The sequence below is a fragment of the Paraburkholderia sp. BL10I2N1 genome, assembly GCF_004361815.1.
Lineage (GTDB): Bacteria > Pseudomonadota > Gammaproteobacteria > Burkholderiales > Burkholderiaceae > Paraburkholderia.
Genome location: NZ_SNWA01000002.1, coordinates 2,091,681 through 2,116,958 on the forward strand (window position 1 = coordinate 2,091,681; position 25,278 = coordinate 2,116,958).

The window sequence follows — 25,278 nt, forward strand, 5'->3', positions numbered from 1 at the left end:
TATTGATTGGAGGATGGGTCAAATGCTGACGTCCTGTTAGCGACCCGCCGTGTCCTTCCTGATGGCATCGATCGTCCGCGACACAATCGCATCGATACCCAGCTGGCCGAGTTCGGCTGTCGAGCGTCGCGGATCGCCGCCATAGACACCGTCGGCCGGTCCGAGTTTCGGACCGCTTCGCAGTCGATCCAGCCGAACCATTTGCGGCTCGACTGCAAGTAGCAATGAGGTATCCGCGAGTCCAGCGTGCGTGCCGATCTCGTCATCGCGCAAGCCGTGCTGGCGCAGGATTTGTGCGTAACCATCCGAACTGGTGCCATAGTATTCCGGCGGTACGAAGGCCCGTGTTGTCGACCCAGACCAGGCTTTGTTGAGCTGGGCAACGACCCGCTTGATGTCGTTCTGATAGCCGCCGTGATCGCCCAGAAAGACGATGTTCCTGAACCCATGCACCGCAAAGCTGTTGGCGGCGGACGCCAGCGTTCTTTCAAACACATCGTCCGGTATGGTGATGGTCCCGGGGAAGCGCATGTGGGATGTCGGCGGTGCGTAGCTTCCCTCAGGCACATAGGCGATGACCGGTGCGACGAGCGCGTTGCCCAGTCCCTCCGCGATTCTCTGTGACAACACGGCCACCCGCGCGTTGTGCTTACCCAGCGCGACGTCGGGACCGCTTTGCTCGGTTCCGCCGATGGGGATGATGATGGTGGTCTTGCCCGCCTGAACCTGGTCACGCAGCTCGGTCCAGGTCAGGCTCTCGATGAAGACGGTTTTCGGAGTTTGAGCAAAAACTGTCTGCGTGGCGATGAACAAAATAGCAGACGCGAAAGTTCGACGTAGTGGAAAACGCATGAAGAGTCCTCGTAGGAGCTACTTTGCATGGCGATGCCGATAAAGGGGGAGGACGCCGGACCACGGCGATATAACGTCGGGCACACGCCGAGATCGGTAGTCCTGCCCCGAATTTCAATGCTCCGGTATTCGAAAGCGCGGCCGTGGCGCGCCCCAACATGGAATCGGCGATAGCCTCGTAACGGTAACGCGCGGGCAGACCCGGGAATCATATCGAGAATGGGTTTAGAGAACCAGTCTCAGAAGTCCAGAATGCTGAAGGCAGCCCGAATATCCCCTGCGCACGCAGGAACGGAAGATGATGTTTGGCGGGCGTCTGCTGCGACTTGTGCCGTTCGCCGCGCCGCTCCGTTGCGCTCGCAGTGGTAGGCCTACGAACAAAATGCTGCCCAACGAAGGGTGACCGTTCGCTGTAGTGCCCCGCGCTGACCACAGTGTGGGTTATCCGCGGCCGGATTTTTTCTTCTTGATTTCGTCGCGGCGTGACAAATCGGTCAACAACCACCTTGCGACCAATTCCGGCCGGTCCATGCCGTACTGCGCAAACTTGATTTCGCTCTCGTAGTAGACGATGACCGTGCCACTCATCACCCGATACCGCCCGCGATAGCGCGAGCCATTCAGTTCAATTTCAATTTCTCGGGTTGTTTCATAGCTGGCGTCCATCAATCACGGCTCGACTAGTCCATTGAACCGGATGAATTGCACCGGATGCGTCGAGTTGGATCGGAATACTTCCATTTCAATGGGGCAGCCTGTTTGTTGTATTGGCGGATGTAGCGCATGAGCTTTTTGTCGAGATCTCTGGTGCTGTTGAATACCCCACGCGTGATGACGTCGCGCTGGATGCGGGCAAACCAGTTCTCGACCTGATTCAGCCATGACGAATACGTGGGGGTGTAATGGATCGAGACGTTCGTATGATCAGCCAGAAAGGTTTCAACGGCGTCGGTTTTGTGGCTGCTCACGTTGTCGCAGATCACGTGAATCTCCTGTCCGGCTGGTTGTGCCGCTACCACCTCGGTGAGGAACGCGACGAACTGGGCACTGGTATGGCGTGGGGCAGTCTTGCCCAGCACTTCGCCAGTGGCCACATTCAACGCCGCAAACAGGCTCAGGGTGCCATTGCGTTTGTATTCGAAGCCATGACTCTCGGCGCGCCCGGGCGAGAGCGGCAACATGCGATCTTTGCGATCAAGCGCCTGAATGGCCGTTTTCTCGTCCACGCAGAACACCACCGCATGCAACGGCGGGTTCAGGTACAGGCCGATCACATCGGCAGCCTTGGCCTCAAAGTCGGGATCGTTGGACACCATGTGGGTATCGAGACGATGCGGCCGGATGTCGTGCTTGCGCCAGATACGTTGTACCGTCATGAAAGGCACGCCCAGTTGCGCGGCCAGTCTGCGGCTGCTCCAGTGCGTCGAGCCGTCGGCCGGTTTGCGTCGCAGCGTATAGTCGAGCACTCTCGCCTCAAGACGCGCCAGATCCCGGCGCGGCGCACGACCTGGGTGCCTGCCGCACAGGCCCGCCAGACGCTCACTGGCGAAGCGGGTTTGCCATGTCGAGATGAAACGCGAATCGCATCGCAACTCATTCATGATCGACCCGCGCGAGGCCCCTTCGTCGAGCAGCAGGATCAGCCGCGCTCGCCTCACCTGGCCAACGGCCATCGTTCGGCTGCGCTGCATCGACAGCAGTTCTTCCCGCTCGACTTCACTCAGATTCATTTTGTTCATGCACCTTTAGATCGGTGCAATTTCATTGGTTCAATGGACTAGTAGTCTGGCCAGACAAACTTAACGAACCGGAGTGACCGCGTCAACGCGAATGATGTGGACGCTATGCTGCACGGTAAACGGTCAGGTCGCCCTCGTATCAGGGTCTATCTGCGTCAATGACGGATGTTCAGTCTGGCGAATTGGTCTTCCCCCCATCCGTCGTCAAGCTGCGTTGTCTATCACAATATTCGTGCTGACTGCTACGGGATGCTAATCGTATTAACGAAAGCAATGTTTTACAACCGCTTTTTTCTTGCCGACGGAATTGCGGGCAATTATTCGAGAACATTCCTACGTCACTTCAGGACATTCCGATTTAAACGGGATGGATCGATGGATAGATTTGTCGTGCGATAAAACGGCTTGCCGGTGTGTCAAGACTCCTCGAAGCAGTAGTCATATCTGGTTCCGGGTAGCGGACTCTGCGGAACAGGTCGCACGTTGCAGAAGAACACGAAATTCACTGGCATTTTTTGAGGTTGTAAAGGGCGATGAACAACATACATAAGTCTGTCTGGAATGAAGCGGTGGGCGCGTGGGTGGCCGTATCCGAATTGAGCAAGGCCAAACGGAAAGGATCTGCGAAACGCGGGCGCGCGGCTGCGGTTGTGCTGGGCGCAGGAGCGGTGTCGTTTGCGCCGGCGGTGTTTGCCGGGTCGATCGTTAACTGTTCGGGCGACGGGACCGAGGCGGCCAGCAGTCAGTGGGTGGACGCAGGTACCGGCAAGGCATGGGACGGCACGAAGTGGGGAGGCACGACAGGCAGTCTCGGGGGCGCCAATTGCGGCGGAGGCAGTGGGGTCATCATTGAGGAGGAAAACTCGGGCAACAACGACGTGAACGGCTCGACGGCATACATCATGGTCGGCAAGCTGGCCAGCAGCGATGCGGGTTCAATCACCCTCTACGGTCCGGCCGGAATCACGCTGCGTGGCGCGACGACCACGACCGGCACCGCCACTTTCCAGGCCGGTGCCGACATGAGCGGCACCGGCATCGCCAATCTCGCTGACGGCACGAGCGATAAGGATGCCGTCAACCTTGGGCAACTGAACCAGCGCACGCGGTACTTTCACGCGAATTCGCTACAGGACGTGCCGCAAAGCGATGCGCGTGCCGACGGCGGCGACTCGGTCGCGGCCGGTCCATGGGCGTCGGCAAGCGGTACTAACTCGACAGCAGTGGGGCGCGGAGCGAGCGCTCTCGCAACCGAATCAGTGGCGCTGGGAGCCAATGCCAGTGCGATGTCTGCTCAGGCGGTTGCGATCGGCGCAGGTGCCAATGCGGTCAACGCGGGATCGGTTGCGCTTGGAGCCGGTTCGATCGCCGGTCGCACGAATGCGGTATCGGTAGGTACGACAACGTCGCAGCGTCAGATCATCAATGTGGCCGAAGGTACCGCGGGCACGGACGCGGTCAACCTCAACCAGTTGAATGCTGCTATTGCAGGGGCGTCGGGTGGCGGGTCACCTGACGCGGTGGCGTATGACACTTCGGCACACGACCGGGTGACCTTCGGCGGCGTCGGTGCCGCGACTCCGGTCACGCTGACGAACCTTGCAGCAGGCAAGGCCGACACCGACGCGGTGAACGTCAGCCAGCTGAAGGCGATGGGCGCAGACCTCGACGACAGCGGCAAGGCAACGAACGCGTTCGTTGCCTACGACGACGCGTCGAAAGGCACGGTTACGCTGAAGGGCGCAGGCGGCACGAGGATCACCGGCCTGTCGGCCGCGACAGTGAACGCGAGCAGCACGGACGTGGTCAACGGTTCGCAACTGTACAACACGGCCAGCAGCGTGGCGGACGCACTGGGCGGCGCTTCGACGGTCGGCGCGGATGGCAGGATCACGAAGCCCGCGTACACGCTCGATGGCAACACGTATAACGATGTGGGCGCTGCACTCGCCGCCGTCGATGCGAAAGCTGCTTCTGGCGCGGTGGACGGCGTGAAATATGACACACCGGCACATGACAGGGTGACCTTCGGCGGCGTCGGCGCCGCGACTCCGGTCACGCTGACGAACCTTGCAGCAGGCAAGGCCGACACCGATGCGGTGAACGTCAGCCAGCTGAAGGCGATGGGCGCAGACCTCGACGACAGCGGCAAGGCAACGAACGCGTTCGTTGCCTACGACGACGCGTCGAAAGGCACGGTTACGCTGAAGGGCGCAGGCGGCACGAGGATCACCGGCCTGTCGGCTGCGGCAGTGAACGCGGGCAGCACGGACGCGGTCAACGGTTCGCAACTGTACAACACGGCCAGCAGCGTGGCGGACGCCCTGGGCGGTGCCTCGACGGTCGGCGCGGATGGCAGGATCACGAAGCCCGCGTACACGCTCGACGGGAACACGTATAACGATGTGGGCGCTGCACTCGCCGCCGTCGATGCGAAAGCTGCTTCTGGCGCGGTGGACGGCGTGAAATATGACACACCGGCACATGACAGGGTGACCTTCGGCGGCGCCGGTGCCGCGACTCCGGTCACGCTGACGAACCTTGCAGCAGGCAAGGCCGACACCGACGCGGTGAACGTCAGCCAGCTGAAGGCGATGGGCGCAGACCTCGACGACAGCGGCAAGGCAACGAACGCGTTCGTTGCCTACGACGACGCGTCGAAAGGCACGGTTACGCTGAAGGGCGCAGGCGGCACGAGGATCACCGGCGTGTCGGCCGCGACAGTGAACGCGAGCAGCACGGACGTGGTCAACGGTTCGCAACTGTACAACACGGCCAGCAGCGTGGCGGACGCCCTGGGCGGCGCCTCGACGGTCGGCGCGGATGGCAGGATCACGAAGCCCGCGTACACGCTCGACGGGAACACGTATAACGATGTCGGCGCAGCACTGACGGCGGTCAATGCGAAGGCCGGGACGGGTTCCGCAGATGGCGTCCAATACGACACACCGGTGCATGACAGGGTGACGTTCGGCGGCATCGGCACAACCACCCCTGTGACCCTGACGAACCTCGCCCCGGGGCAGGTATCGGCAGGCAGCAAGGACGCAATTAACGGTTCGCAGCTTTACAACACGGCCAGCACCGTAGCGGCCGCACTTGGCGGCGGTTCAACGGTTGACATATCCGGCAACGTCACAATTCCAGCTTATGTGATTGGACTGCAGACGTTCTCAGACGTTGGCTCTGCCTTGGATTATGCGACGAAGTACGTCAAGGTGACATCGACGTTCAGCCAGACTGTTGCATCCGGCGACAATGCGATCGCGATCGGCGGTGGTTCATTGGCGACCCACTCCGGGTCAGTGGCTATCGGTACAGGCGCGCGCGCTCTCTTCGACAATTCGATTGCCATCGGCACAAATTCGTCCACATCGGAGGCGAATACGGTGTCATTTGGGGGGCCGGGCAACGAGAGGCGAATCACCAACGTGGCGGACGGCAAGATTGAGACCGATGTGGCCACTGTAGGTCAGCTCACGGCAATGCAAAAGCAGTTGGCGGCGGAACTGACCAATATTGCTCCAACGTCAGCGCAAATGGCTCTCGCGGCCCCAATGGAGGCTCTCGCGGCCCCAATGGATGCATCTATCTTCGCTACTCCACCGGTGACAAGCTATATCGCAGTCAGCGACAGTGTCACGCAAGGGGCCGCGACCTATGCGGCGCCGGACACCACGAACGCGATGGCAATCGGCCCCGTGGCCTCCGCGTTCGGCGTGAATTCGACGACCATCGGCGCGGCCTCCAGCGCAATGAGCCTGGACGCGACAGCCGTCGGCGCAGGCGCAGGTGCGATTGCGCAAGGTACGACTGTGATCGGCGCGAACGCCACGAGCGGTGCCTATGCCACAAACGGCGTCGCGATCGGCAGTTATGCGAAGTCAGAGGGCGTCAACACGGTCGCGATTGGTTCCAGCAGCAACGTGCTGGGTGAAAACTCCGCGGGGATCGGCACGAACGTATTCGTTACCGCGGCGGCGACCAATGCAATGGCACTCGGCGCCAGCTCAACAGCTAGCGCGGTGGGTGCGGTTGCGCTCGGGGCCAATTCGATCGCAGACCGTGCCAACACAATATCTGTTGGCAGCAGCGCCGCGCAGCGCCAGCTTGTCAACCTTGCGGCAGGCACGACGGATACCGACGCCGTGAACGTTGGCCAGCTGAGCGGTATGACAGAGGCCTTGGGCGGTGGTGCGGGTGTGAACGCCGACGGCACGATCCGGCTGCCGACGTACACGATCGACGGCACGCCCTATTCGGACGTCGGCGCAGCACTTGTCGCCGTCGATTCGAAAGCTGCTTCTGGCGCGATGGACGGCGTGAAGTACGACACATCGTTGCACGACAAGGTGACCTTCGGCGGTGTCGGTGCATCTACCCCGGTCACGCTGACGAACCTTGCAGCAGGCAAGACTGACACCGACGCGGTGAACGTCAGCCAGCTGAAGGCGATGGGCGCAGACCTCGACGACAGCGGCAAGGCAACGAACGCGTTCGTTGCCTATGACGACGCGTCGAAAGGCACGATTACGCTGAAAGGCGCAGGCGGCACGAGCATCACCGGGCTGTCGGCCGCGAAGCTGAATGCGGGCAGCACGGACGCGGTCAATGGCTCGCAGCTCTACGAGACCAACCAGAACGTCGCCAACGTCGCCGGCGATGTCACCAATCTCACCAACACGGTGAACAACATCAGCAATGGCGGCGCGGGCGTGAAGTATTTCCACGCCAATTCGACGCTGGAGGATTCGTCGGCAACTGGCACGGAAGCGGTCGCGATCGGCGGCAATGCCAACGCGACGGCGGACACTTCGGTCGCGCTGGGCGCCAACGCTTCCGCGAACGTGAGCAACGCGGTTGCGCTTGGCGCCGGTTCGGTCGCGGATCGTGCCGATACGGTCTCGGTCGGCAGCGCCATGCTGCAACGCCAGATCGTCAACGTGGCGGCCGGTACGGCGGACCATGATGCGGTCAACGTGGCCCAGTTGAAGGGCGTGACAGCGGCGCTCGGTGGCGGCGCGGATGTGAACGGCGACGGCACGATCAAGCCTCCGTCCTACAAGGTCGGCGGACGGACATACGAGGATCTGGGCTCAGCCCTCGACGCTGCGTCGGCGGGAGGTTCGCCGGACGCCGTACTGTACGACACCTCCGCGCATGACAGGCTGACGCTCGGCAAAGACGCCCCTGGTGAAGTCGTGCTGACGAACGTCGCTGATGCAACCGCGGACACGGACGCGGTCAATCTCAGGCAGCTGAAGGCCGCCGGTCTCACCGTCGATCCGGAGACTGGCGCCAGCACCAATGCCTTTGTCACTTATGACGATCTGTCGAAGGGCGCGGTGACATTCAACCCGGGTGGGACGCCGACCCAGTTGAAGAACGTCGCCGCGGGCACGGATGCGTTCGATGCGGTCAACCTCAGCCAGATGGAGTCGTATGTCGCCACTTACGCCGGCAGCGGGAATGGAGGCAATGGTGGCAATGACGGAAATGGTGCCGTGGGTCCGAACGCGGTTCAATACGACGACGCCAGCCAGAACGTCGTGACGCTGGGCGGCGCCGGTCACGACCCCGTGAAGCTGACCAACGTTGCGGCCGGCACCGAAGCCAACGATGCCGTCAATTTCTCGCAGTTCTCCAGCCTGCAGAGCGCAGTGGACAACATCGCAGCCGGCACCGGCAACACGTACATCAGTATCGGCAGCAGCAGCGACCCGTCAGGCGGTACGCCAGCGTCCGCGAGCGGTACGGATTCGATCGCGATCGGCAACGGCGCGTCGGCGCCCGGCGCGGCGGCGATCGCGATCGGCGCCGGCACGTCGACGAGCGGTGATCATTCGGTGGCGTTGGGTGCCGGATCGTCAGCGCCAGCGTCGAATTCCGTAGCGCTCGGCGCGAACTCGGTCGCGGATCGCGACAACTCCGTCTCGATGGGGGCCGCTGGCGCGGAGCGTCAGATCACCAATGTGGCGGCAGGCACAACGCCCACAGACGCCGTCAACGTCGGTCAGATGAGCAGTGCGATTAACGGTGTCTACCAGTCCATGCACGATATGGACCGCGACTTCCGCCGCGGGATTGCGTCGTCCGCAGCACTGAACATCGTCACGCCGTATCTGCCCGGCCGCACGACGCTTAACGCGGGTGTCGCCGGCTATCGAGGCCAGGCGGCACTCGGGATCGGCGTATCGCGCTGGAACGAGAAGGGGACGGTCAACTACAACCTCGGCGTGTCGAGCGCCGGTGGTAACAGCACGATCGTCCGCGCCGGCCTCGGCATTGTGCTTGGCAGCTGAGCGGCGGCTGCAGGTCGCTCCCGGTAACTTGAGACGTTAGCTGGCACGGGGCGCACGGCAATTTTCCGTGCGCCCCATCTCTGATGGAAGACACACATGAGGTATTCACTGATCGCGATCGCGCTTGCCGCGGTGGTCGCGGGCTGTTCTTCGACCGTGACGCGCGACCGTCTCCAGATTCAGGACCCCACGGTCCTGCAGAACGGATTCGGCGCGACGCAGGATCGTCTTGCCGGCGCTGCCACGCCGGAATGGATTGCGACGTACGGCGGCGCGCAAAACGGCGCCATGCTGAACGACGTGCAAAAGCGTTTGAACGCGCTAGGTACGCGCAAGGACAACTATTTCGGCCAGAAGGCGCAGTGCTGGCTCGACGCGGCCCGCGACGAGCGTAGGCGGCACGATGGCTGGGGCTTCGTCGAAGAGGCGTTGCGAGAGGCCAACCGGATGACGTCGGCACTCGAAACGGGTAACGGATTCCAGGTCGACAACCCCGATCTCCGGACGGCCGCCACGGTGCGCCCGGATCTGTGGAAGCAGATCCTCGCCGCGAAGACGTCGCCGGCGTTTCCGACCTGCGCGGAAGCACAGCGCCTGACGGCGTGCTCGGAAGTCGAACTCATTCACGCCGGGCACGAAGCCTGGACGCGTAATTTCGACGCCAGCCAGCGCATTGTCGATGGCGTGAAGAAAGGCATGCCGGGCATCGCCGCCGCACTTGTTGCCTGCAAGGTGCCGGAGCCACTGGTCGTACGCGTTCCCGAAAAGATGACGTTGCAGGGCGACGCCACATTCCGTTTCAACCGTGGCGACCTGGCCGGCATGCTGCCAGCGGGCCAGGCGAAGCTCGAGCGGCTCGCCGGCGATCTGAAGAAGGTCGATGACGTGACGGCTATCCGCATCCAAGGTTACACGGACCGTCTCGGCAGTGACAGCTACAACCGCTCGTTGTCCAGAAAGCGTGCCGAAACGGTGATGGGCTATCTGCAAAGCAGGGGTATCACGATCCCGATGAGCGCAGACGGCTACGGGAAAGATCGCCCGATCGTCCAATGTAACGATCGAAACCGCGAGGCGCTGATCGAGTGCCTTGAACCCAATCGTCGTGTGGAGCTGGACTTCGAGCGCCGGGGGCACGCGGCGACGTCGGCATCGCGATCGTCAGCTCAGACATCGCCACAGTAGTGTGACAGGGGATCGCCTGGCACGGTGTGCCGGGCGATCGAACCGCAGTTCAACTGATGTTTCGGACGCCAGGCGTGGACTTTAGGATCTATCAGATATTCAGAATGATTTATTGAAGTTAAAAAATTAAATGCAAGTCTTCAATCCTGAATTGCGTTCGCGGCCGTAGGGATAATCATACATAAAAAGAGAAAAATCCTACAATTCGAGGTGGGTCACTCGCGGTTGTGCCTGTTAGTATCAAGCGATGTAATAAGGTCTCCGTATTAGCAGTGAAAGGAATCCAGGCCACCGGTATTCGAGCAAGTAGACAGACAAATGAAAAGAATCGCTGTTGTCGACGATCATCCGATTGTTCGCGGAACCTTGTCCCGCGTTCTGAGCGCAGATGCAGAACTGCAGGTGATCGGTGAAGCTGGAGACGGTGAGAGCGGTCTGAAAATCGCTCTGGCTGAAAAGCCGGATCTCATCATTCTCGATCTTGACCTGCCGCGTCTTGATGGTCTTTCGCTGATCCGGCGCGTTCGTTCGCAGGATGACAAAATCCGCATTCTGGTTCTTTCCGCCAAACCGGAGCAGGTTATGGCCAGTCATACCCGCATTGCCGGCGCGAATGGTTATGTCGGAAAAGGCAGGGAGGTCGGCGAACTGCTGACCGCAGTGAAAACGATCCTTTTCGGCTACGACTGCTTCCCCGCCGATATCGCCGGCACGTTGCGCGGTGGCGGCGAACTCAGCAGACTGTCGCCGCGTGAAGTGGAGGTGCTTCAGTATCTCGCGCGCGGCGTGAGCAACAAGGAGATCTCGGTCCGCCTGTCCGTCAGTGACAAGACGATCAGCACTTACAAGACGCGTATTCAGGAGAAGCTCGGGCTATCGTCACTGGTTGCGCTGATCGAATTCGCCTCCCTTCACAAGCTGATCGACTGACGGGGCGCGCACATACATGACCAGCTCGTTGCCGATATTGCCGGCGCGTATTCTCGTGGTCGATGACCATCCGATCAACCGCGCGGTCCTTGCAAGCCAGCTCGAAGGTCTCGGCCTGTCCTGCGTGACGCTCGCTTCCGCGGCCGAAGCGCTTGATACGCTGAAGGATGGATGCTTCGACCTGCTGATGACAGATCTGTACATGCCTCAGATGAGCGGTGCTGAACTCGCGAGGCGTGCACGCGAAATGTCGACAATTCAGATCGTACTACTGACCGGTCGAGAGGACATGAAGTACGCTGACGCGGGCCCCGACTCGCCGTTCGACGCAGTTGTGATCAAGCCGGCCTCGCTCGATGTGCTGCGAAGCTGTCTCTGGCGACTACTCCCGGGCGACGCATCGCCAACGATTCTGTCGCTCCCAGCAAATGCGCGGAGCGTGCAACCTGACGTGTTCGATCTCAGTGAGCTCGATGCGCTGGAGGCGCACGGTATCGATCTTCGAGCGTTCGCGAGGGACTGGTGTCAGTCCGTCGAAGACGATCTGGCGCAACTGGACTTTTTTCGTCGCAAGGACGATCTCAAAGGCATACGCGATCAGTTGCATCGCCTTGGCGGTGCTGCCGGTCTTGTCGGCGCGCACGGACTGATGAATGGGCTCGAAGAAGCCAACTTGACCTTGCAGGCAATCATGACCAGCATGGTGGACGATCTGGTGGAACAGCTAAGGGTGCTGATGCGGCAGGTCAGCGAACGCGGCGTTGCACTATGAACCCGCTGCTTGCGCGGGTCGAAGGCGGGCTGGCAATTCCGGAGCTATTTCCGTTCCACGATCTGCCTCCGCCTTTCGGAACGCGGCGGCGCAGGTCGGGTCAGGGACGTGGCAATCCAGGCGCACGTGCGATCATCGGGAGAAGAGCAGCGGTCCAGACCAGGTAACCTGCCTGCGCAGTGGGCTGATCTGTCGTCCCGGCAATCTCTCGCATCTGCGGTCACGTATAAACCCGCCCCAATCGACGACAGCGACTGGAACGCCCGGCTGACGCAGCGCAGGGTGACCGACATCCCCGACGCGTTCCAGGGCAACTGACATCAACGTTCGTCTCCGGCAGACAAAAAAAAAGCCCGACCAGGGTCGGGCTTCATAAATTGCTGCAGCCCTGAAGGGCCGCAGCACCTGCAAAACAGTTTTACGCTTACGCTGCGAGCAGCGAGCGCAGCACGAACGGCAGGATCCCGCCGTGCTTGTAGTAGTCGACTTCGATCGGCGTATCGATACGCAGCAGCACCTGCACGCGTTGCTCCTTGCCATCCTTGCGGTGGATCACGAGCGTCACTTCCTGCTGCGGCTTGAAGTCGCTGCCGAGGCCTTCGATGTCGTACGTTTCTTCGCCAGTGATGCCGAGTGACTGGACGCTGTCCGAGCCCTTGAACTGCAGCGGCAGCACGCCCATGCCGACGAGGTTCGAACGGTGGATCCGCTCGAAGCTGCGTGCGACCACGACCTTCACGCCCAACAGTTGCGTACCCTTGGCCGCCCAGTCACGCGACGAGCCCGTGCCGTACTCTTCACCCGCGAACACGACAGTGGGCGTGCCGTCTGCGATGTACTTCATCGCGGCGTCGTAGATGAACATCTGTTCGCCGTCGGGCTGGTGAATCGTCAGGCCGCCTTCGACGCGCGTGCCGTCTGCCTTCGGCGGGATCATCAGGTTCTTGATCCGGACGTTTGCAAACGTGCCGCGCATCATGACGTCGTGGTTGCCGCGGCGCGAGCCGTAGCTGTTGAAGTCGGCCTTCTGCACGCCGTTTGCCTTGAGCCACTTGCCTGCCGGCGAGTCTTCCTTGATCGAGCCTGCCGGGCTGATGTGGTCGGTCGTCACCGAGTCACCGAAGATGCCGAGCGCGCGCGCGCCCTTGACCGCGGCAATGCTGTCGGCCGGCTGCATCGAGAACTCCTTGCCGAAGAACGGCGGCTCAGCGATGTAGGTCGACTTCGGCCAGTCGTACACCTGGCCTTCTTCGCCTTCGATCTTGCTCCACAGGTCGCCCTTCTTCGTGAGCTGCGCGTAGTTCTTGCGGAACGCGTCGGCGTCGAGTGCGAACTTGAGCAGCGCGTTGACTTCTTCGCTGGTCGGCCAGATGTCGCCCAGGTAGATATCCTTGCCGCCCTTACCCTTGCCGACCGGCTCGGTCATCAAGTCGCGCGTGATGTTGCCGGCGATCGCGTAAGCGACGACCAGTGGCGGCGAAGCCAGGAAGTTCGCGCGGATGTTCGGGTGAATGCGCGCTTCGAAGTTACGGTTGCCAGACAGCACCGCGGCCGCGACGATGTCGTTCTTCGTGATCGCTTCGTTCAGTTCCGGCGTGAGGTCGCCTGCGTTGCCGATACAGGTCGTGCAGCCGTACGCGGCGAGCGTGAAGCCGAGCTTGTCGAGGTACGGCAAGAGGCCCGTCTTCGTCAGGTACTCGGTGACGATACGCGATCCCGGAGCCAGCGACGTCTTGATGTGCGGTGCAACCGTCAGACCGGCTTCCACAGCCTTCTTGGCCAGCAGGCCCGCAGCCAGCAGCACGCTCGGATTCGACGTGTTTGTGCACGACGTGATTGCGGCAATCAGGACGTCGCCGTTCTTCACATCGACACCGTTGCTCGTCGTGTATTGCGCCTCGAGGTCAGCCTGCTTCTTCGCGAAGCCGTTTTCGCCGACCGGCTTCGAGAACAGGTCGCTGAAGGTCGACTTCACGTTACCGATTTCGATGCGGTCTTGCGGACGTTTCGGGCCCGCCAGCGACGGTGCAACCGTGCCGAGGTCGAGCGTGACGACCTTCGTGTAGTCGATGTCGCCGGCCTTCGGAATGCCGAACAGCTTCTGTGCCTTGAAGTAGCTTTCGAAGGCAGAGATTTCGGCGTCGGTGCGGCCCGTGCCCTTGAAGTAGTCGATCGTCTTTTCGTCGACCGGGAAGAAGCCCATCGTTGCGCCGTATTCCGGCGCCATGTTGCCGATCGTCGCGCGGTCCGGCAACGACAGCGACTTCGTGCCTTCGCCGAAGAACTCGACGAACTTGCCGACGACCTTCTCCTTGCGCAGGAGTTCGGTGACGGTCAGCACCAGGTCGGTGGCCGTTACGCCTTCGCGCAGCTTGCCCTTCAGTTCGACGCCGACGACGTCCGGCGTCAGGAAGTACACCGGCTGGCCGAGCATGCCGGCTTCAGCTTCGATACCGCCCACGCCCCAGCCGACCACGCCGATGCCGTTGATCATCGTCGTGTGGCTGTCCGTGCCGACGAGCGAATCCGGGTAGTACACGGTGTCTTCGCCTTCAGCCTTCTTGTGCACGCCGCGTGCGAGGTATTCCAGGTTCACCTGGTGAACGATGCCGACGCCCGGCGGCACGACCTTGAACGTGTCGAATGCCTGCATGCCCCACTTCATGAACTGGTAGCGCTCGTTGTTGCGCTGGAATTCCAGTTTCATGTTCAGGTCGAGCGCGTTCTTTTCGCGGAAGTGGTCGATCTGCACCGAGTGGTCGACGACGAGGTCGACCGGCACGAGCGGCTCGATCGACTTCGGATTCTTGCCGACGCGCTGTGCAACGCCGCGCATCGCGGCGATGTCGGCGAGCAGCGGCACGCCGGTGAAGTCCTGCAGCACGACGCGCGACACGACGAACGGGATTTCGTCGACGCGTGCGGCATTCGGCTTCCAGTTCGCGAGCTGCTCGATGTGTTCTTCGGCGATCTTCTTGCCGTCGTAGTTACGCAGCACGGATTCCAGCACGATGCGGATCGAAACCGGCAGGCGATCGATCTTGACGTCCAGTGCTTTACCAAGCTGCGGCAGCGAATAGAACTTGGCTTTGCCGGAACCGCTGTCGAATTCCTTGAGCGTTTTGTGGAGATTGTGTGCCATGGTTTTTTCCTGGGGTTTTCGAGGAAATGACTTCGCTACGTTTCTAACTAGATCACATACAGATCGACATATTCGTTGACCGGCATTGCTTCAAGCTTTGCCTGATCGAGCGAAACGTCGAGAATCGCCTGTTGCTGCTTCGCCGGGAAACGACGGGCGAGGTTGGTCCTGAACTTCTCGACCAGCAGCGGGATACCGTCGGCACGGCGACGCTTGTGACCGATCGGGTATTCGACGACAACTTCGTCGAACTTCGAACCGTCGTTGAATTCGACCGTCACTGCATTGGCGATCGAACGCTTCTCCGGATCGTGGTAATCCTTCGTGAACTGCGTGTCTTCGATGCATTCCATCTTGTTGCGCAGTGCATCGATGCGCGGATCCCGGGCGACTGAATCTTCATAATCCGCAGCCGTCAGGCGGCCGTGGATCAGCGGCACGGCGATCATGTACTGGATGCAGTGATCGCGGTCAGCCGGGTTGTTCAGCGGCCCCTTCTTGTCGATGATGCGGATCGCGGCCTCGTGTGTGCGGATCGTGATCTTTTTGATGTCCTCGACCGTGCGGCCTGCCCCGGCGAGCTGGCCGTGCAGCGTCATCGCGGCTTCGACGGCCGTTTGCGCGTGGAATTCGGCCGGGAACGAGATCTTGAACAGCACGTTTTCCATCACGTACGTGCCGTAGGGGCGTTGGAATTGAAACGCCTTGCCCTTGAAGAGCACGTCGTAGAAACCCCACGTCTTTGCCGTCAGCACCGACGGATAGCCCATCTCGCCGGTCTTCGCGATCAGCGCGAGTCGTACGGCGCGCGAGGTCGCGTCGCCCGCGGCCCACGACTTGCGCGAACCCGTATTCGGCGCGTGACGGTAGGTGCGCAGCGAATGTCCATCGACCAACGCGAGCGACACCGCGTTGATCAACTCGTCGCGCGAGAGCCCGATCAACTGGCCCACCACGGCGGTCGAAGCGAGCTTGACCAGCAGCACGTGATCGAGGCCCACCTTGTTGAACGAGTTTTCGAGGGCGATACAGCCCTGAATTTCGTGCGCCTTGATCATGCCGATCAGGACGTCTTTCATCGTCAGCGGTTTTTTGCCGGCGGCGATGGCGGTACGCGAGAGCCAGTCGGCGGTGGCGAGGATGCCGCCGAGGTTGTCCGACGGGTGGCCCCATTCAGCGGCCAGCCATGTATCGTTGAAGTCGAGCCAGCGGATCGTCGTGCCGATGTTGAAGGCGGCCTGCACCGGATCGAGCTGGAACGACGTGCCTGGCACCCTCGCGCCGTTGGGGACGATCGTGCCTGGCACGATTGGTCCCAGCAGCTTGGTGCAGGCAGGGTAGGTGAGCGCTTCGAGTCCGCAGCCGAGCGTGTCGATCAGGCAGTTGCGCGCGGTTTCGAGCGCAAGCTGACTGTCGATCCGATACCCCAGAACATAGTCGACGATATCGACGAGGACTTTGTCTGGAGCGGGCCGAACATTGGAGATCAGTGCGGACATCGAGGCTTCCTGGTGGAGACGACTCAGTTTGTCTTGTTCAACTGGTTCGATTGCGTCGGAGCCGGCGCGCCTTGCTGCATGGCGGCGCTTTTGCACTCGTCGGCGAGACGCGAGCCGTCATGGTCCGAGAACAGCATGGCCTTGGTCGGGATGACGACCAAATCCATGCCGCTGGCGGCGTCGTGGAAGCGGTCGGCGCCCGTCGTGGTGGTTTCACGCGGCAGGTTGTAGTTCTTCGTGCCCCAGTGAACCGTGACGACCTGGTCGCGCTTCATGTCGCCCTTCATTTCGAACGACAGGCCTTCGTTACACGACCACTTTTCCGAGCCATCCGGGATCGGATCGGCCTTTGCTTCCGTGGCGGCCTTGGGTTTGCGCTTGATCAGGCGGTGTTTCGGGGCCGGTGCCTTCGGCTTGGCCGCGCCGGTCGTGTCCTGTGCAAATGCGGTGGGAGCCGCGACCAGCATCGTCGTGGACAGTGCACCAACAACGGTGGCGATCAGCAGTTTGTTCATGGAAAAGCCCTTCTATCTAGTATCAGTTAAACGGTGGACGGCGCGCCGGGCGGCCGCCAGGGTCAAACTGCACGCGCTTCGACAACGCACAGCGGACGCTATTTTCTCCTATTTAGCGGCACGAATCTCAAATTCTCCGGTCCGGTGTAATTTGCACTCGGTCGGATGATCTTGTTGTCAATGCGCTGCTCGATGATGTGCGCGCTCCAGCCGGACGTGCGTGAGATGACGAAGAGCGGCGTGAACATCGCGGTCGGCACACCCATCATGTGATACGAGACGGCGCTGAACCAGTCGAGGTTCGGGAACATCTTCTTCGCGTCCCACATCACGGATTCGAGGCGCTCGGCAATGTTGAAGAGCTTCAGGTTGCCCGCTTCCTTCGACAGCTTCTTAGCGACTTCCTTGATCACCTTGTTGCGCGGATCGGAGATCGTGTAGACCGGGTGACCGAAGCCGATCACCACTTCCTTGTTCTCGACGCGGCGGCGGATGTCGGCTTCGGCCTCATCGGGCGTCTGGTAGCGCGACTGGATCTCGAACGCGGCTTCGTTGGCGCCGCCGTGCTTCGGGCCGCGCAGCGCACCGATTGCGCCGGTGATCGCCGAATAGATGTCCGAGCCCGTGCCCGCGATCACGCGGCCGGTGAACGTCGATGCATTGAATTCGTGTTCGGCGTAGAGGTTCAGCGACGTGTGCATCGCTTCGACCCACGACTTCGACGGCTCGACCCCGTGCAGCAGATGCAGGAAGTGGCCGCCAATCGAATCGTCGTCGGTTTCGACTTCGATGCGACGGCCGTTGTGCGAGTAGTGATACCAGTAGAGCAGCATCGAGCCGAGCGAGGCCATCAGCCGGTCGGCGATATCGCGCGCGCCGGGCAGGCTGTGGTCGTCTTTCTCAGGCAGCACGGTGCCGAGCACGGAGACGCCGGTACGCATCACATCCATCGGATGCGCCGACGCCGGGATCCATTCGAGGGCAGCTTTCAGGTTCGCGGGCAGGCCGCGCAGCGCCTTCAGCTTCTGCTTGTAGGCGGTGAGTTCGGCCTGCGTCGGCAGCTTCTCGTGTACGAGCAGATAGGCGATTTCTTCGAACTCGCAGGTCGTCGCGAGATCGAGAATGTCGTAGCCACGATAGTGCAGGTCGTTGCCGGTCTTGCCGACCGTGCACAGGGCCGTATTGCCCGCTGTCACGCCCGACAGCGCCACGGATTTCTTCGGTTTGAAGCCCGTGCCGGCTTGCTCTGCCACAGCGCCTCGCGTCGTCTCGCTCATCTCCAGCAATCTCCTGAGTGCCCGCTCATTTCTTATGGTTGAACAGCGCGTCGATTACCCGTGGCCTCGCGGCCGCGATGGTCTTGCGAAAAGTCGTCTTGCCGAGTGCGTTCCCGGTGAACATGCTCACGATGCTGCGCCCTCGCCTGCGACGGATGTCGAAAAGAGCGGCGTAGCGTCGGCAGGCACTGCGCGGCCAGTCGAGCGCGCGCGACGCAGCACCGACCAGTAGTAGCGATAGCTCGCGCGGTCGTGCAGCGTGTCGCGATGGCGCGTCGGGCCCCACTGTGCGGACTGCGCGGCCAGCAGGATTTCGGTGGCGGTCGCGATCTCTTCATCGCGTGGCGCGAAGGCCGCCACGATCGCCGGAATCTGCGCCGGATGGATACTCCACATCCGCGTGTAGCCGAACTCGTTGCGTGCCCGGGTGGCATCGTTCGCGACCACGCTCATGTCGCGCACCTCGGTGCTGACGTTGTGCGACGGCACCTTGCCGAACGCGTGACACGCCGCGGCAATTTCAAGCTTCGCGCGCCGTACGAGCGGATGGTCGAACTGGCCGGGCGAGCGCATCGCCGTGTCGGGAATCGCGCCGTCGTGTGCGGAAACGAAGTCCATCAACCCGAAGCTCAGCGCTTCGACGTTTGGCAACGCAGCAAGGTCGAACACGCGCGCGAGCGCACCGTGCGTTTCGATCAGCAGTTGAACGGGTACAGCCTGCGCGAAACCGAGTTCGCGCCGCTCCGCTTCGATGAAAGCGCACATTTCGGCGGCATCGGGGACGCTGCGGATCTTCGGCAGGGTGATGTACGCAGGCGCGCGCTTCGCGGCGCGTAGGATGAGACGTACGTCGTCGCGCCAGTGCGCGTGACGGAAATCGTGAATCCGCACGCCGACGCGGCCGAAACGGTCATGTTCGCTGCCCAGCAGCGACGCAACCAGTTCCGCATGCTCAGCTTCGCGACCGACCTGAGCGCCATCTTCGCAATCGAGCGTGATGTCGAACACCGGGCCCAGTTCCTGCTGCAGCGTCAGCGATTTCAGCATCAGCTTTTCGCTGCCGGCGTAGTGATCGCAGGCAGGCAGAACAGCGGGCGGCGCTTCGCCGTCAAACAGCACTTCGGCGGGGGTGAGGGCGCGCATCTTCGGCGTCAGTGGCGTGGGTGTCTGTTGAAAAAACTGATTCGGGCGCGCTCTACGTGTTGGCCGCCATGGGTGGCACAAGGCAGGCAAAGCGCGCCCGGATCAGGTGCGGGGCATGGAGGCGCCTCGATGAACGAGGCGAACTTCATGCATCCGCACGTGAAAAACCGGAACCCCTCGCGCAATGGAGCCCCGGTTCGTCTGCATCAGCGATTAGCCGAGCAGATGCTGGACGCCGTCACGCTCTTCGAGCAGTTCGTTCAGCGTGTGGTCCATCTTCTCGCGCGAGAACGCGTCGATGGCGAGGCCTTCGACACGCTTATACGCGCCGTTTTCGCACGTAACCGGCACGCCGTAGATGATGTCTTCCGGAATGCCATACGAGCCATCCGACGGAATGCCCATCGTGACCCACTTGCCGTTGGTGCCGAGCACCCAGTCGCGCACGTGGTCGATCGCCGCGTTCGCCGCCGACGCTGCCGACGACAGGCCGCGAGCTTCGATGATCGCCGCGCCGCGCTTGCCGACGGTCGGGATGAACACGTTGCGGTTCCATTCTTCGTCGTTGATCAGCTTGGTCAGGTCCTGACCTTCTGCCGTGGCAACGCGGAAATCCGGGTACATCGTCGGCGAATGGTTGCCCCACACGGCGAGCTTTTCGATCGAAGCGACCGGCTTGCCCGACTTCACTGCGAGTTGCGACAGCGCGCGGTTGTGGTCCAGACGCAGCATGGCCGTGAAGTTCTTCTTCGGCAGATCCGGCGCCGACTTCATCGCGATGTAGGCATTGGTGTTGGCCGGGTTGCCGACCACCAGCACCTTGATGTCACGGCTGGCCACTTCGTTCAGCGCCTTGCCCTGAACGGTGAAGATTTCGGCGTTTGCCGACAGCAGGTCCTTACGTTCCATGCCCTTCGAGCGCGGTCGGGCGCCGACCAGCAGGGCGACGTCGGCATCCTTGAAGGCAACCTTGGGATCGTCAGTAACCACGACGCCCGCGAGCAGCGGGAACGCGCAGTCTTCGAGTTCCATCACGACGCCTTTGACGGCGGCTTGCGCTTGCGGCAGATCCAGCAACTGCAGGATCACCGGCTGGTCCTTGCCGAGCATGTCGCCATTGGCGATGCGGAACAGCAGGGAGTAACCGATTTGACCTGCGGCGCCAGTGACGGCAACGCGCTTTGCGGGCTTAGCCATTGAGAAATCTCCAGGACGATACGTTAGACGCTAGGGGAAAACGCCATTCTATATGCGCGTTACTCGAAGCGTGGTTAAACACGGCGGAAATCGCGGCGCGCGAGGGCCGTAAGGAAACCGGAAGGCGCGCTGCGGCGATGCCGCCATGGCGAAAAATCTGCGCCTGTGCGGCCGAGCGGGAAACGGGATACGCTGCGATGGCCGCTCCATGACGCGGGCCCTGCAACAGCGTGTTCCGGAGGCGTCTCGCGAAGTGCTGACGGGCGGATCGAAACCTGGACTGCATGAGGGGACGGCGTGCGACAGGGTGGCCTTCAGAAGGTGGCATCCGGGCAGAAAAAAGTACTGCTGGACAACCCGCAAACCCTTGCTCGACAAGGAGTGTAGGAGTCGTGTGACGCAAAGTCAACATTATCTTATGTCTTATATAAGACATAAGTATTGCGGGGAAAGATCTGGACGACGGACTGGCCTTTATGATGAAATGCGCGCATGACTTCGAACCAGGCGAGCACCGCGAATCCGATTGGCCCGGCGGGCGCTGGGGAAGTCGCGCCCGCGCCCTCGCCGACCTTCAGTCCGCTCTATCAGCAGATCAAGGGGCTCATTACGCAGAGCCTCGAGTCCGGTGAGTGGAAGCCTGGCGAAATCATTCCCAGCGAAGTCGAACTTGCGGCGCGTTACAAGGTGAGCCAGGGTACCGTGCGCAAGGCCATCGATGAACTGGCCGCCGATAACCTGCTGGTCCGCCGCCAGGGTAAGGGCACCTTTGTTGCGACGCACAACGAAGATCGGGCCCAGTTTCGCTTCCTCAGATTGCTTGCTGATGATGGCGTCGAACATCCGCACGTCAGCCAGTTGCTGGAGTGTCGCCGCTTGCGGGCCTCGGCGGACATCGCGCGCCAGCTCGACCTCAAGCCGGCCGATCCTGTCGTGCTGATCAAGCGACTGCTGCAGTTCGATGGTGATACCACGGTGCTCGACGAGATCTGGCTGCCCGGCGTGGTGTTCCGCGGGCTTACGCTCGAGCGTCTTTCGGAATACAAGGGGCCGCTCTATGCGATGTTCGAGACGGAGTTCGGGACACGCATGATTCGCGCATCCGAGAAGATCCGCGCGGTCGCCGCTGACCCCGGTGTGGCGGACCTTCTGCATGTGCCGGCTGGATTTCCCCTGCTGTCTGTGGAGCGGGTGTCGTATACCTATGGAGATCGCCCTGTCGAAGTACGGCGCGGATGGTATGTCACAACCGGGTATTACTATCAGAACGATTTGAGTTGAGACGAGGGCGTTGCGCGTGTCGCGCATGCCTTCTTTAGTCGTCTCTATCGCACGTGCGGCAATAGTCCTGAGTGGTTTTTCGCTGCAGCGCGATATAAAAAGGCGCTAAAATTGCGGATTAGTGTGACTACATAGTAGGGGTCTAGCATGGCTGAAGCCGTAAAAAAACCGAGGCCGGAATTCCGGAACATCGGGATCGGGCAGATATTGACGGCGTACCGTCTCCCACTAGCGGGACGTGTGTCGATTCTCCATCGCGTTAGCGGTGGGCTGCTTTTCATCTTCCTTCCGTTCCTGCTTTACCTCTTCGATCAAAGCCTGACTTCCGAACTCAGCTTCGAAGTCTTCAAGGGTTTCCTCTCCAACATTGTCGTCAAACTCATCACGCTCGTTCTCGCGTGGGCTTTCCTGTTCCATTTCTGCGCCGGCATCCGTCACCTCGTGATGGACACCAACCACAATGCGGTGTCGAAGGAAAAGGGCAAGTCGACCTCCGTCGTGGTCATCGTCGTATCGTCGCTGCTCACCCTCGCATTCGCGGCAAAACTGTTCGGAGCATTCTAAAAAATGGCAGCCAATAACCGAATCGGCCCGAAGCGCCTTGTTGTCGGCGCGCATTACGGCCTGCGCGACTGGCTCGCGCAGCGCATTACCGCCACCATCATGGCGATCTATACCGTCATCCTGCTCGTCTGGTTCTTCGGCGCGCACGACTTTTCGTATGACGGCTGGGCGTCGATCTTCGCCACGCAATGGATGAAGCTCGCCACGTTCGTCACGCTGCTTTCGCTGTTCTATCACGCGTGGGTGGGTATTCGCGATATCTGGATGGACTATGTGAAGCCCGTTGGCATGCGTCTGTTCCTTCAGGCGCTGACGATCGTCTGGCTGCTCGCGTGTGCGGGCTACGCTGCGCAGATTCTCTGGAGAGTGTAAAAGAATGGCTGCAATCAAGAATTCTCTGCCGCGTCGCCGTTTCGACGTGGTCATCGTCGGCGCAGGCGGCTCGGGGATGCGCGCTTCGCTGCAACTCGCGCGTGCGGGTCTGTCGGTGTGCGTGCTGTCGAAGGTGTTCCCGACGCGTTCGCACACGGTCGCGGCGCAGGGCGGCATCGGCGCATCGCTTGGCAACATGAGCGAAGACAACTGGCACTATCACTTCTACGACACGATCAAGGGTTCCGACTGGCTCGGCGATCAGGACGCGATCGAGTTCATGTGCCGTGAAGCACCGAACGCCGTCTACGAGCTCGAACACATGGGCATGCCGTTCGACCGTAACGCGGACGGCACGATCTATCAGCGCCCGTTCGGCGGCCACACTGCGAACTACGGCGAAAAGCCGGTGCAACGCGCCTGCGCGGCGGCTGACCGTACCGGTCACGCGCTGCTGCACACGCTGTACCAGCAGAACGTTGCGGCGAAGACGCAGTTCTTCGTCGAATGGATGGCGCTCGACCTGATCCGCGACGCCGATGGCGACGTGCTCGGCGTCACCGCGCTGGAAATGGAAACCGGCGACGTCTATATCCTCGAAGGCAAGACCACGCTGTTCGCCACGGGCGGCGCGGGCCGGATCTTCGCGGCATCGACGAACGCGTTCATCAACACCGGCGACGGCCTCGGCATGGCAGCCCGTTCGGGCATCGCGCTGCAGGACATGGAATTCTGGCAATTCCACCCGACCGGCGTGGCCGGCGCGGGCGTGCTGATTACCGAAGGCGTGCGCGGCGAAGGCGGCATTCTGCGTAACGCGAACGGCGAGCGCTTCATGGAGCGCTACGCTCCGACGCTGAAGGATCTGGCGCCGCGTGACTTCGTGTCGCGTTCGATGGACCAGGAAATCAAGGAAGGCCGCGGTGTGGGTCCGAACAAGGATCACGTGCTGCTCGACCTGTCGCACATCGGCGCCGAGACGATCATGAAGCGTCTGCCGTCGATCCGCGAAATCGCGCTGAAGTTCGCGAACGTCGACTGCATCAAGGAGCCGATCCCGGTCGTGCCGACCATCCACTACCAGATGGGCGGCATTCCGACGAACATCCACGGCCAGGTTGTGGGCACGTCGAAGGGTCACGAAGATCCGGTCAACGGCTTCTACGCCGTGGGCGAATGCTCGTGCGTGTCGGTCCACGGTGCGAACCGTCTGGGCACGAACTCGCTGCTCGACCTGGTGGTGTTCGGCCGCGCTGCCGGCAACCACATCGTCAAGCACGTGAAGGAAATCAGGGAGCACAAGCCGCTGCCGCTTGACGCCGCCGATTTCGCGCTGTCACGTCTCGACAAGCTGGAAAAGTCGTCGTCGGGCGAATACACGCAGGTTATCGCGGGCGATATCCGCGCGTCGATGCAGGCACACGCTGGCGTGTTCCGTACGTCGAAACTGCTGGCTGAAGGCGTCGAGAAAATCCGCGAACTGGCTGAACGCGTCGACAACGTCTACCTGAAGGACAAGTCGAAGGTGTTCAACACGGCACGCGTCGAAGCGCTCGAACTGGCGAACCTGATCGAAGTGGCGCGCGCCACGATGGTATCGGCGGAAGCGCGTAAGGAAAGCCGCGGTGCGCACGCACAGAGCGACTTCGAACATCGCGATGACGAAAACTGGCTCCGCCACACGCTGTGGTTCAGCGAAGGCGACCGCCTCGACTACAAGCCGGTTCACATGCAACCGCTCACCGTCGAATCGGTTCCGCCGAAAGCGCGTACCTTCTAAGCCAAGTCTAAGGATCCTGAAAAATGGCCAAGCGAACATTTGAAATCTACCGCTACGACCCGGACAAGGACGCAGCGCCGCGCATGCAGACGTACGAGATCGAGATCGACTCGCATGAACGCATGCTGCTCGACGCACTCATCAAGCTGAAAGCCGTCGATGAGACGCTGTCGTTCCGCCGTTCGTGCCGTGAAGGCGTGTGCGGTTCGGACGCGATGAACATCAACGGCAAGAACGGGCTTGCGTGCCTGACGAACCTGAACGACCTGCCGCAGAAGATCGTGCTGCGTCCGCTGCCGGGCCTGCCCGTCGTGCGTGACCTGATCTGCGACTTCACGCAGTTCTTCAACCAGTATCACTCGATCAAGCCGTACCTGATCAACGATACGCCGCCGCCGGAAAAGGAACGCCTGCAGTCGCCGGAAGAACGCGACGAGCTAGACGGCCTGTACGAGTGTATTCTCTGTGCAAGCTGCTCGACGTCGTGCCCGAGCTTCTGGTGGAATCCGGACAAATTCGTCGGTCCGGCCGGCCTGTTGCAAGCCTATCGCTTCATCGCGGACAGCCGCGATCAGGCGACGGGTGAACGCCTCGACAACCTGGAAGATCCCTACCGTCTGTTCCGTTGCCATACGATCATGAACTGCGTCGATGTGTGCCCGAAGGGCCTCAACCCGACGAAGGCGATTGGCAAGATCAAGGAATTGATGGTTCGCCGTGCTGTCTGA

Annotated in this window: 18 protein-coding genes; 9 read left to right on the top strand and 9 right to left on the bottom strand. The window is 61.5% G+C overall.

From position 1 onward, the window contains the following. Positions 1–36 precede the first annotated feature (36 nt). The 3 genes from B0G77_RS31565 to B0G77_RS31575 all read right to left on the bottom strand — a co-directional run bounded on the left by B0G77_RS31565 (position 37) and on the right by B0G77_RS31575 (position 2,591). Positions 37–852, bottom strand: a complete 816-nt coding sequence (locus B0G77_RS31565) for a creatininase family protein (RefSeq protein ID WP_133665797.1) — start codon at positions 850–852, stop codon at positions 37–39. Positions 853–1,293: 441 nt separating this feature from the next. After that, complete coding sequence (locus tag B0G77_RS31570; protein ID WP_133665798.1) at positions 1,294–1,518, bottom strand: hypothetical protein; 225 nt, start codon at positions 1,516–1,518, stop codon at positions 1,294–1,296. A gap of 14 nt (positions 1,519–1,532) precedes the next feature. Further along, a complete protein-coding gene (locus B0G77_RS31575; RefSeq protein ID WP_133665520.1) occupies positions 1,533–2,591 on the bottom strand; it encodes an IS630 family transposase in 1,059 nt (352 codons plus the stop codon). Positions 2,592–3,124: 533 nt separating this feature from the next. Between B0G77_RS31575 and B0G77_RS31580 the strand changes: the two genes are divergently transcribed. From B0G77_RS31580 to B0G77_RS31595, 4 genes are all read left to right on the top strand, one after another. Then, on the top strand, positions 3,125–8,893 hold the full coding sequence (locus B0G77_RS31580; protein WP_133665799.1) for an ESPR-type extended signal peptide-containing protein: 5,769 nt from the start codon (positions 3,125–3,127) through the stop codon (positions 8,891–8,893). A 96-nt stretch (positions 8,894–8,989) separates the two neighbouring features. Then, complete coding sequence (locus B0G77_RS31585; RefSeq protein WP_133665800.1) at positions 8,990–10,078, top strand: OmpA family protein; 1,089 nt, start codon at positions 8,990–8,992, stop codon at positions 10,076–10,078. A 318-nt stretch (positions 10,079–10,396) separates the two neighbouring features. Continuing rightward, entirely contained in the window at positions 10,397–11,008 is a 612-nt protein-coding gene (locus B0G77_RS31590) for a response regulator transcription factor (RefSeq protein ID WP_133665801.1), read from the top strand. Positions 11,009–11,024: 16 nt separating this feature from the next. Continuing rightward, the gene (locus B0G77_RS31595; protein WP_133665802.1) at positions 11,025–11,780 is read left to right on the top strand and encodes a response regulator; all 756 of its coding nucleotides are present in this window, start codon (positions 11,025–11,027) and stop codon (positions 11,778–11,780) included. A 424-nt stretch (positions 11,781–12,204) separates the two neighbouring features. On the opposite strand, the gene acnA is transcribed toward B0G77_RS31595, so the two are convergent. From acnA to B0G77_RS31625, 6 genes are all read right to left on the bottom strand, one after another. Then, positions 12,205–14,922 carry an aconitate hydratase AcnA gene (acnA, locus tag B0G77_RS31600; protein ID WP_133665803.1) on the bottom strand — a complete coding sequence of 906 codons (2,718 nt, stop codon included), beginning with the start codon at positions 14,920–14,922 and terminating at the stop codon, positions 12,205–12,207. A gap of 47 nt (positions 14,923–14,969) precedes the next feature. Next, the gene (locus tag B0G77_RS31605; protein ID WP_133665804.1) at positions 14,970–16,421 is read right to left on the bottom strand and encodes a bifunctional 2-methylcitrate dehydratase/aconitate hydratase; all 1,452 of its coding nucleotides are present in this window, start codon (positions 16,419–16,421) and stop codon (positions 14,970–14,972) included. 23 nt (positions 16,422–16,444) lie between these two features. After that, entirely contained in the window at positions 16,445–16,936 is a 492-nt protein-coding gene (locus tag B0G77_RS31610; protein ID WP_133665805.1) for a hypothetical protein, read from the bottom strand. A gap of 98 nt (positions 16,937–17,034) precedes the next feature. Next, complete coding sequence (gene prpC / locus B0G77_RS31615; protein ID WP_133665806.1) at positions 17,035–18,213, bottom strand: 2-methylcitrate synthase; 1,179 nt, start codon at positions 18,211–18,213, stop codon at positions 17,035–17,037. Positions 18,214–18,339: 126 nt separating this feature from the next. Beyond that, the gene (locus tag B0G77_RS31620; RefSeq protein WP_133665807.1) at positions 18,340–19,356 is read right to left on the bottom strand and encodes an aldolase/citrate lyase family protein; all 1,017 of its coding nucleotides are present in this window, start codon (positions 19,354–19,356) and stop codon (positions 18,340–18,342) included. 213 nt (positions 19,357–19,569) lie between these two features. Beyond that, positions 19,570–20,553 carry a malate dehydrogenase gene (locus B0G77_RS31625; RefSeq protein WP_133665808.1) on the bottom strand — a complete coding sequence of 328 codons (984 nt, stop codon included), beginning with the start codon at positions 20,551–20,553 and terminating at the stop codon, positions 19,570–19,572. A gap of 492 nt (positions 20,554–21,045) precedes the next feature. Here B0G77_RS31625 and B0G77_RS31630 point away from each other — a divergent pair, with 492 nt between their 5' ends. From B0G77_RS31630 to B0G77_RS31650, 5 genes are all read left to right on the top strand, one after another. Then, a complete protein-coding gene (locus tag B0G77_RS31630) occupies positions 21,046–21,834 on the top strand; it encodes a GntR family transcriptional regulator (RefSeq protein ID WP_133665809.1) in 789 nt (262 codons plus the stop codon). 147 nt (positions 21,835–21,981) lie between these two features. Further along, the gene (sdhC, locus tag B0G77_RS31635; protein ID WP_133665810.1) at positions 21,982–22,398 is read left to right on the top strand and encodes a succinate dehydrogenase, cytochrome b556 subunit; all 417 of its coding nucleotides are present in this window, start codon (positions 21,982–21,984) and stop codon (positions 22,396–22,398) included. A gap of 3 nt (positions 22,399–22,401) precedes the next feature. Beyond that, positions 22,402–22,770: a succinate dehydrogenase, hydrophobic membrane anchor protein gene (sdhD, locus tag B0G77_RS31640; protein WP_133665811.1), complete on the top strand. Its 369-nt coding sequence runs from the start codon at positions 22,402–22,404 to the stop codon at positions 22,768–22,770. Between the two features lie 4 nt (positions 22,771–22,774). Continuing rightward, on the top strand, positions 22,775–24,550 hold the full coding sequence (gene sdhA, locus B0G77_RS31645; protein WP_133665812.1) for a succinate dehydrogenase flavoprotein subunit: 1,776 nt from the start codon (positions 22,775–22,777) through the stop codon (positions 24,548–24,550). Positions 24,551–24,573: 23 nt separating this feature from the next. Further along, positions 24,574–25,278: a succinate dehydrogenase iron-sulfur subunit gene (locus tag B0G77_RS31650; protein ID WP_133665813.1), complete on the top strand. Its 705-nt coding sequence runs from the start codon at positions 24,574–24,576 to the stop codon at positions 25,276–25,278.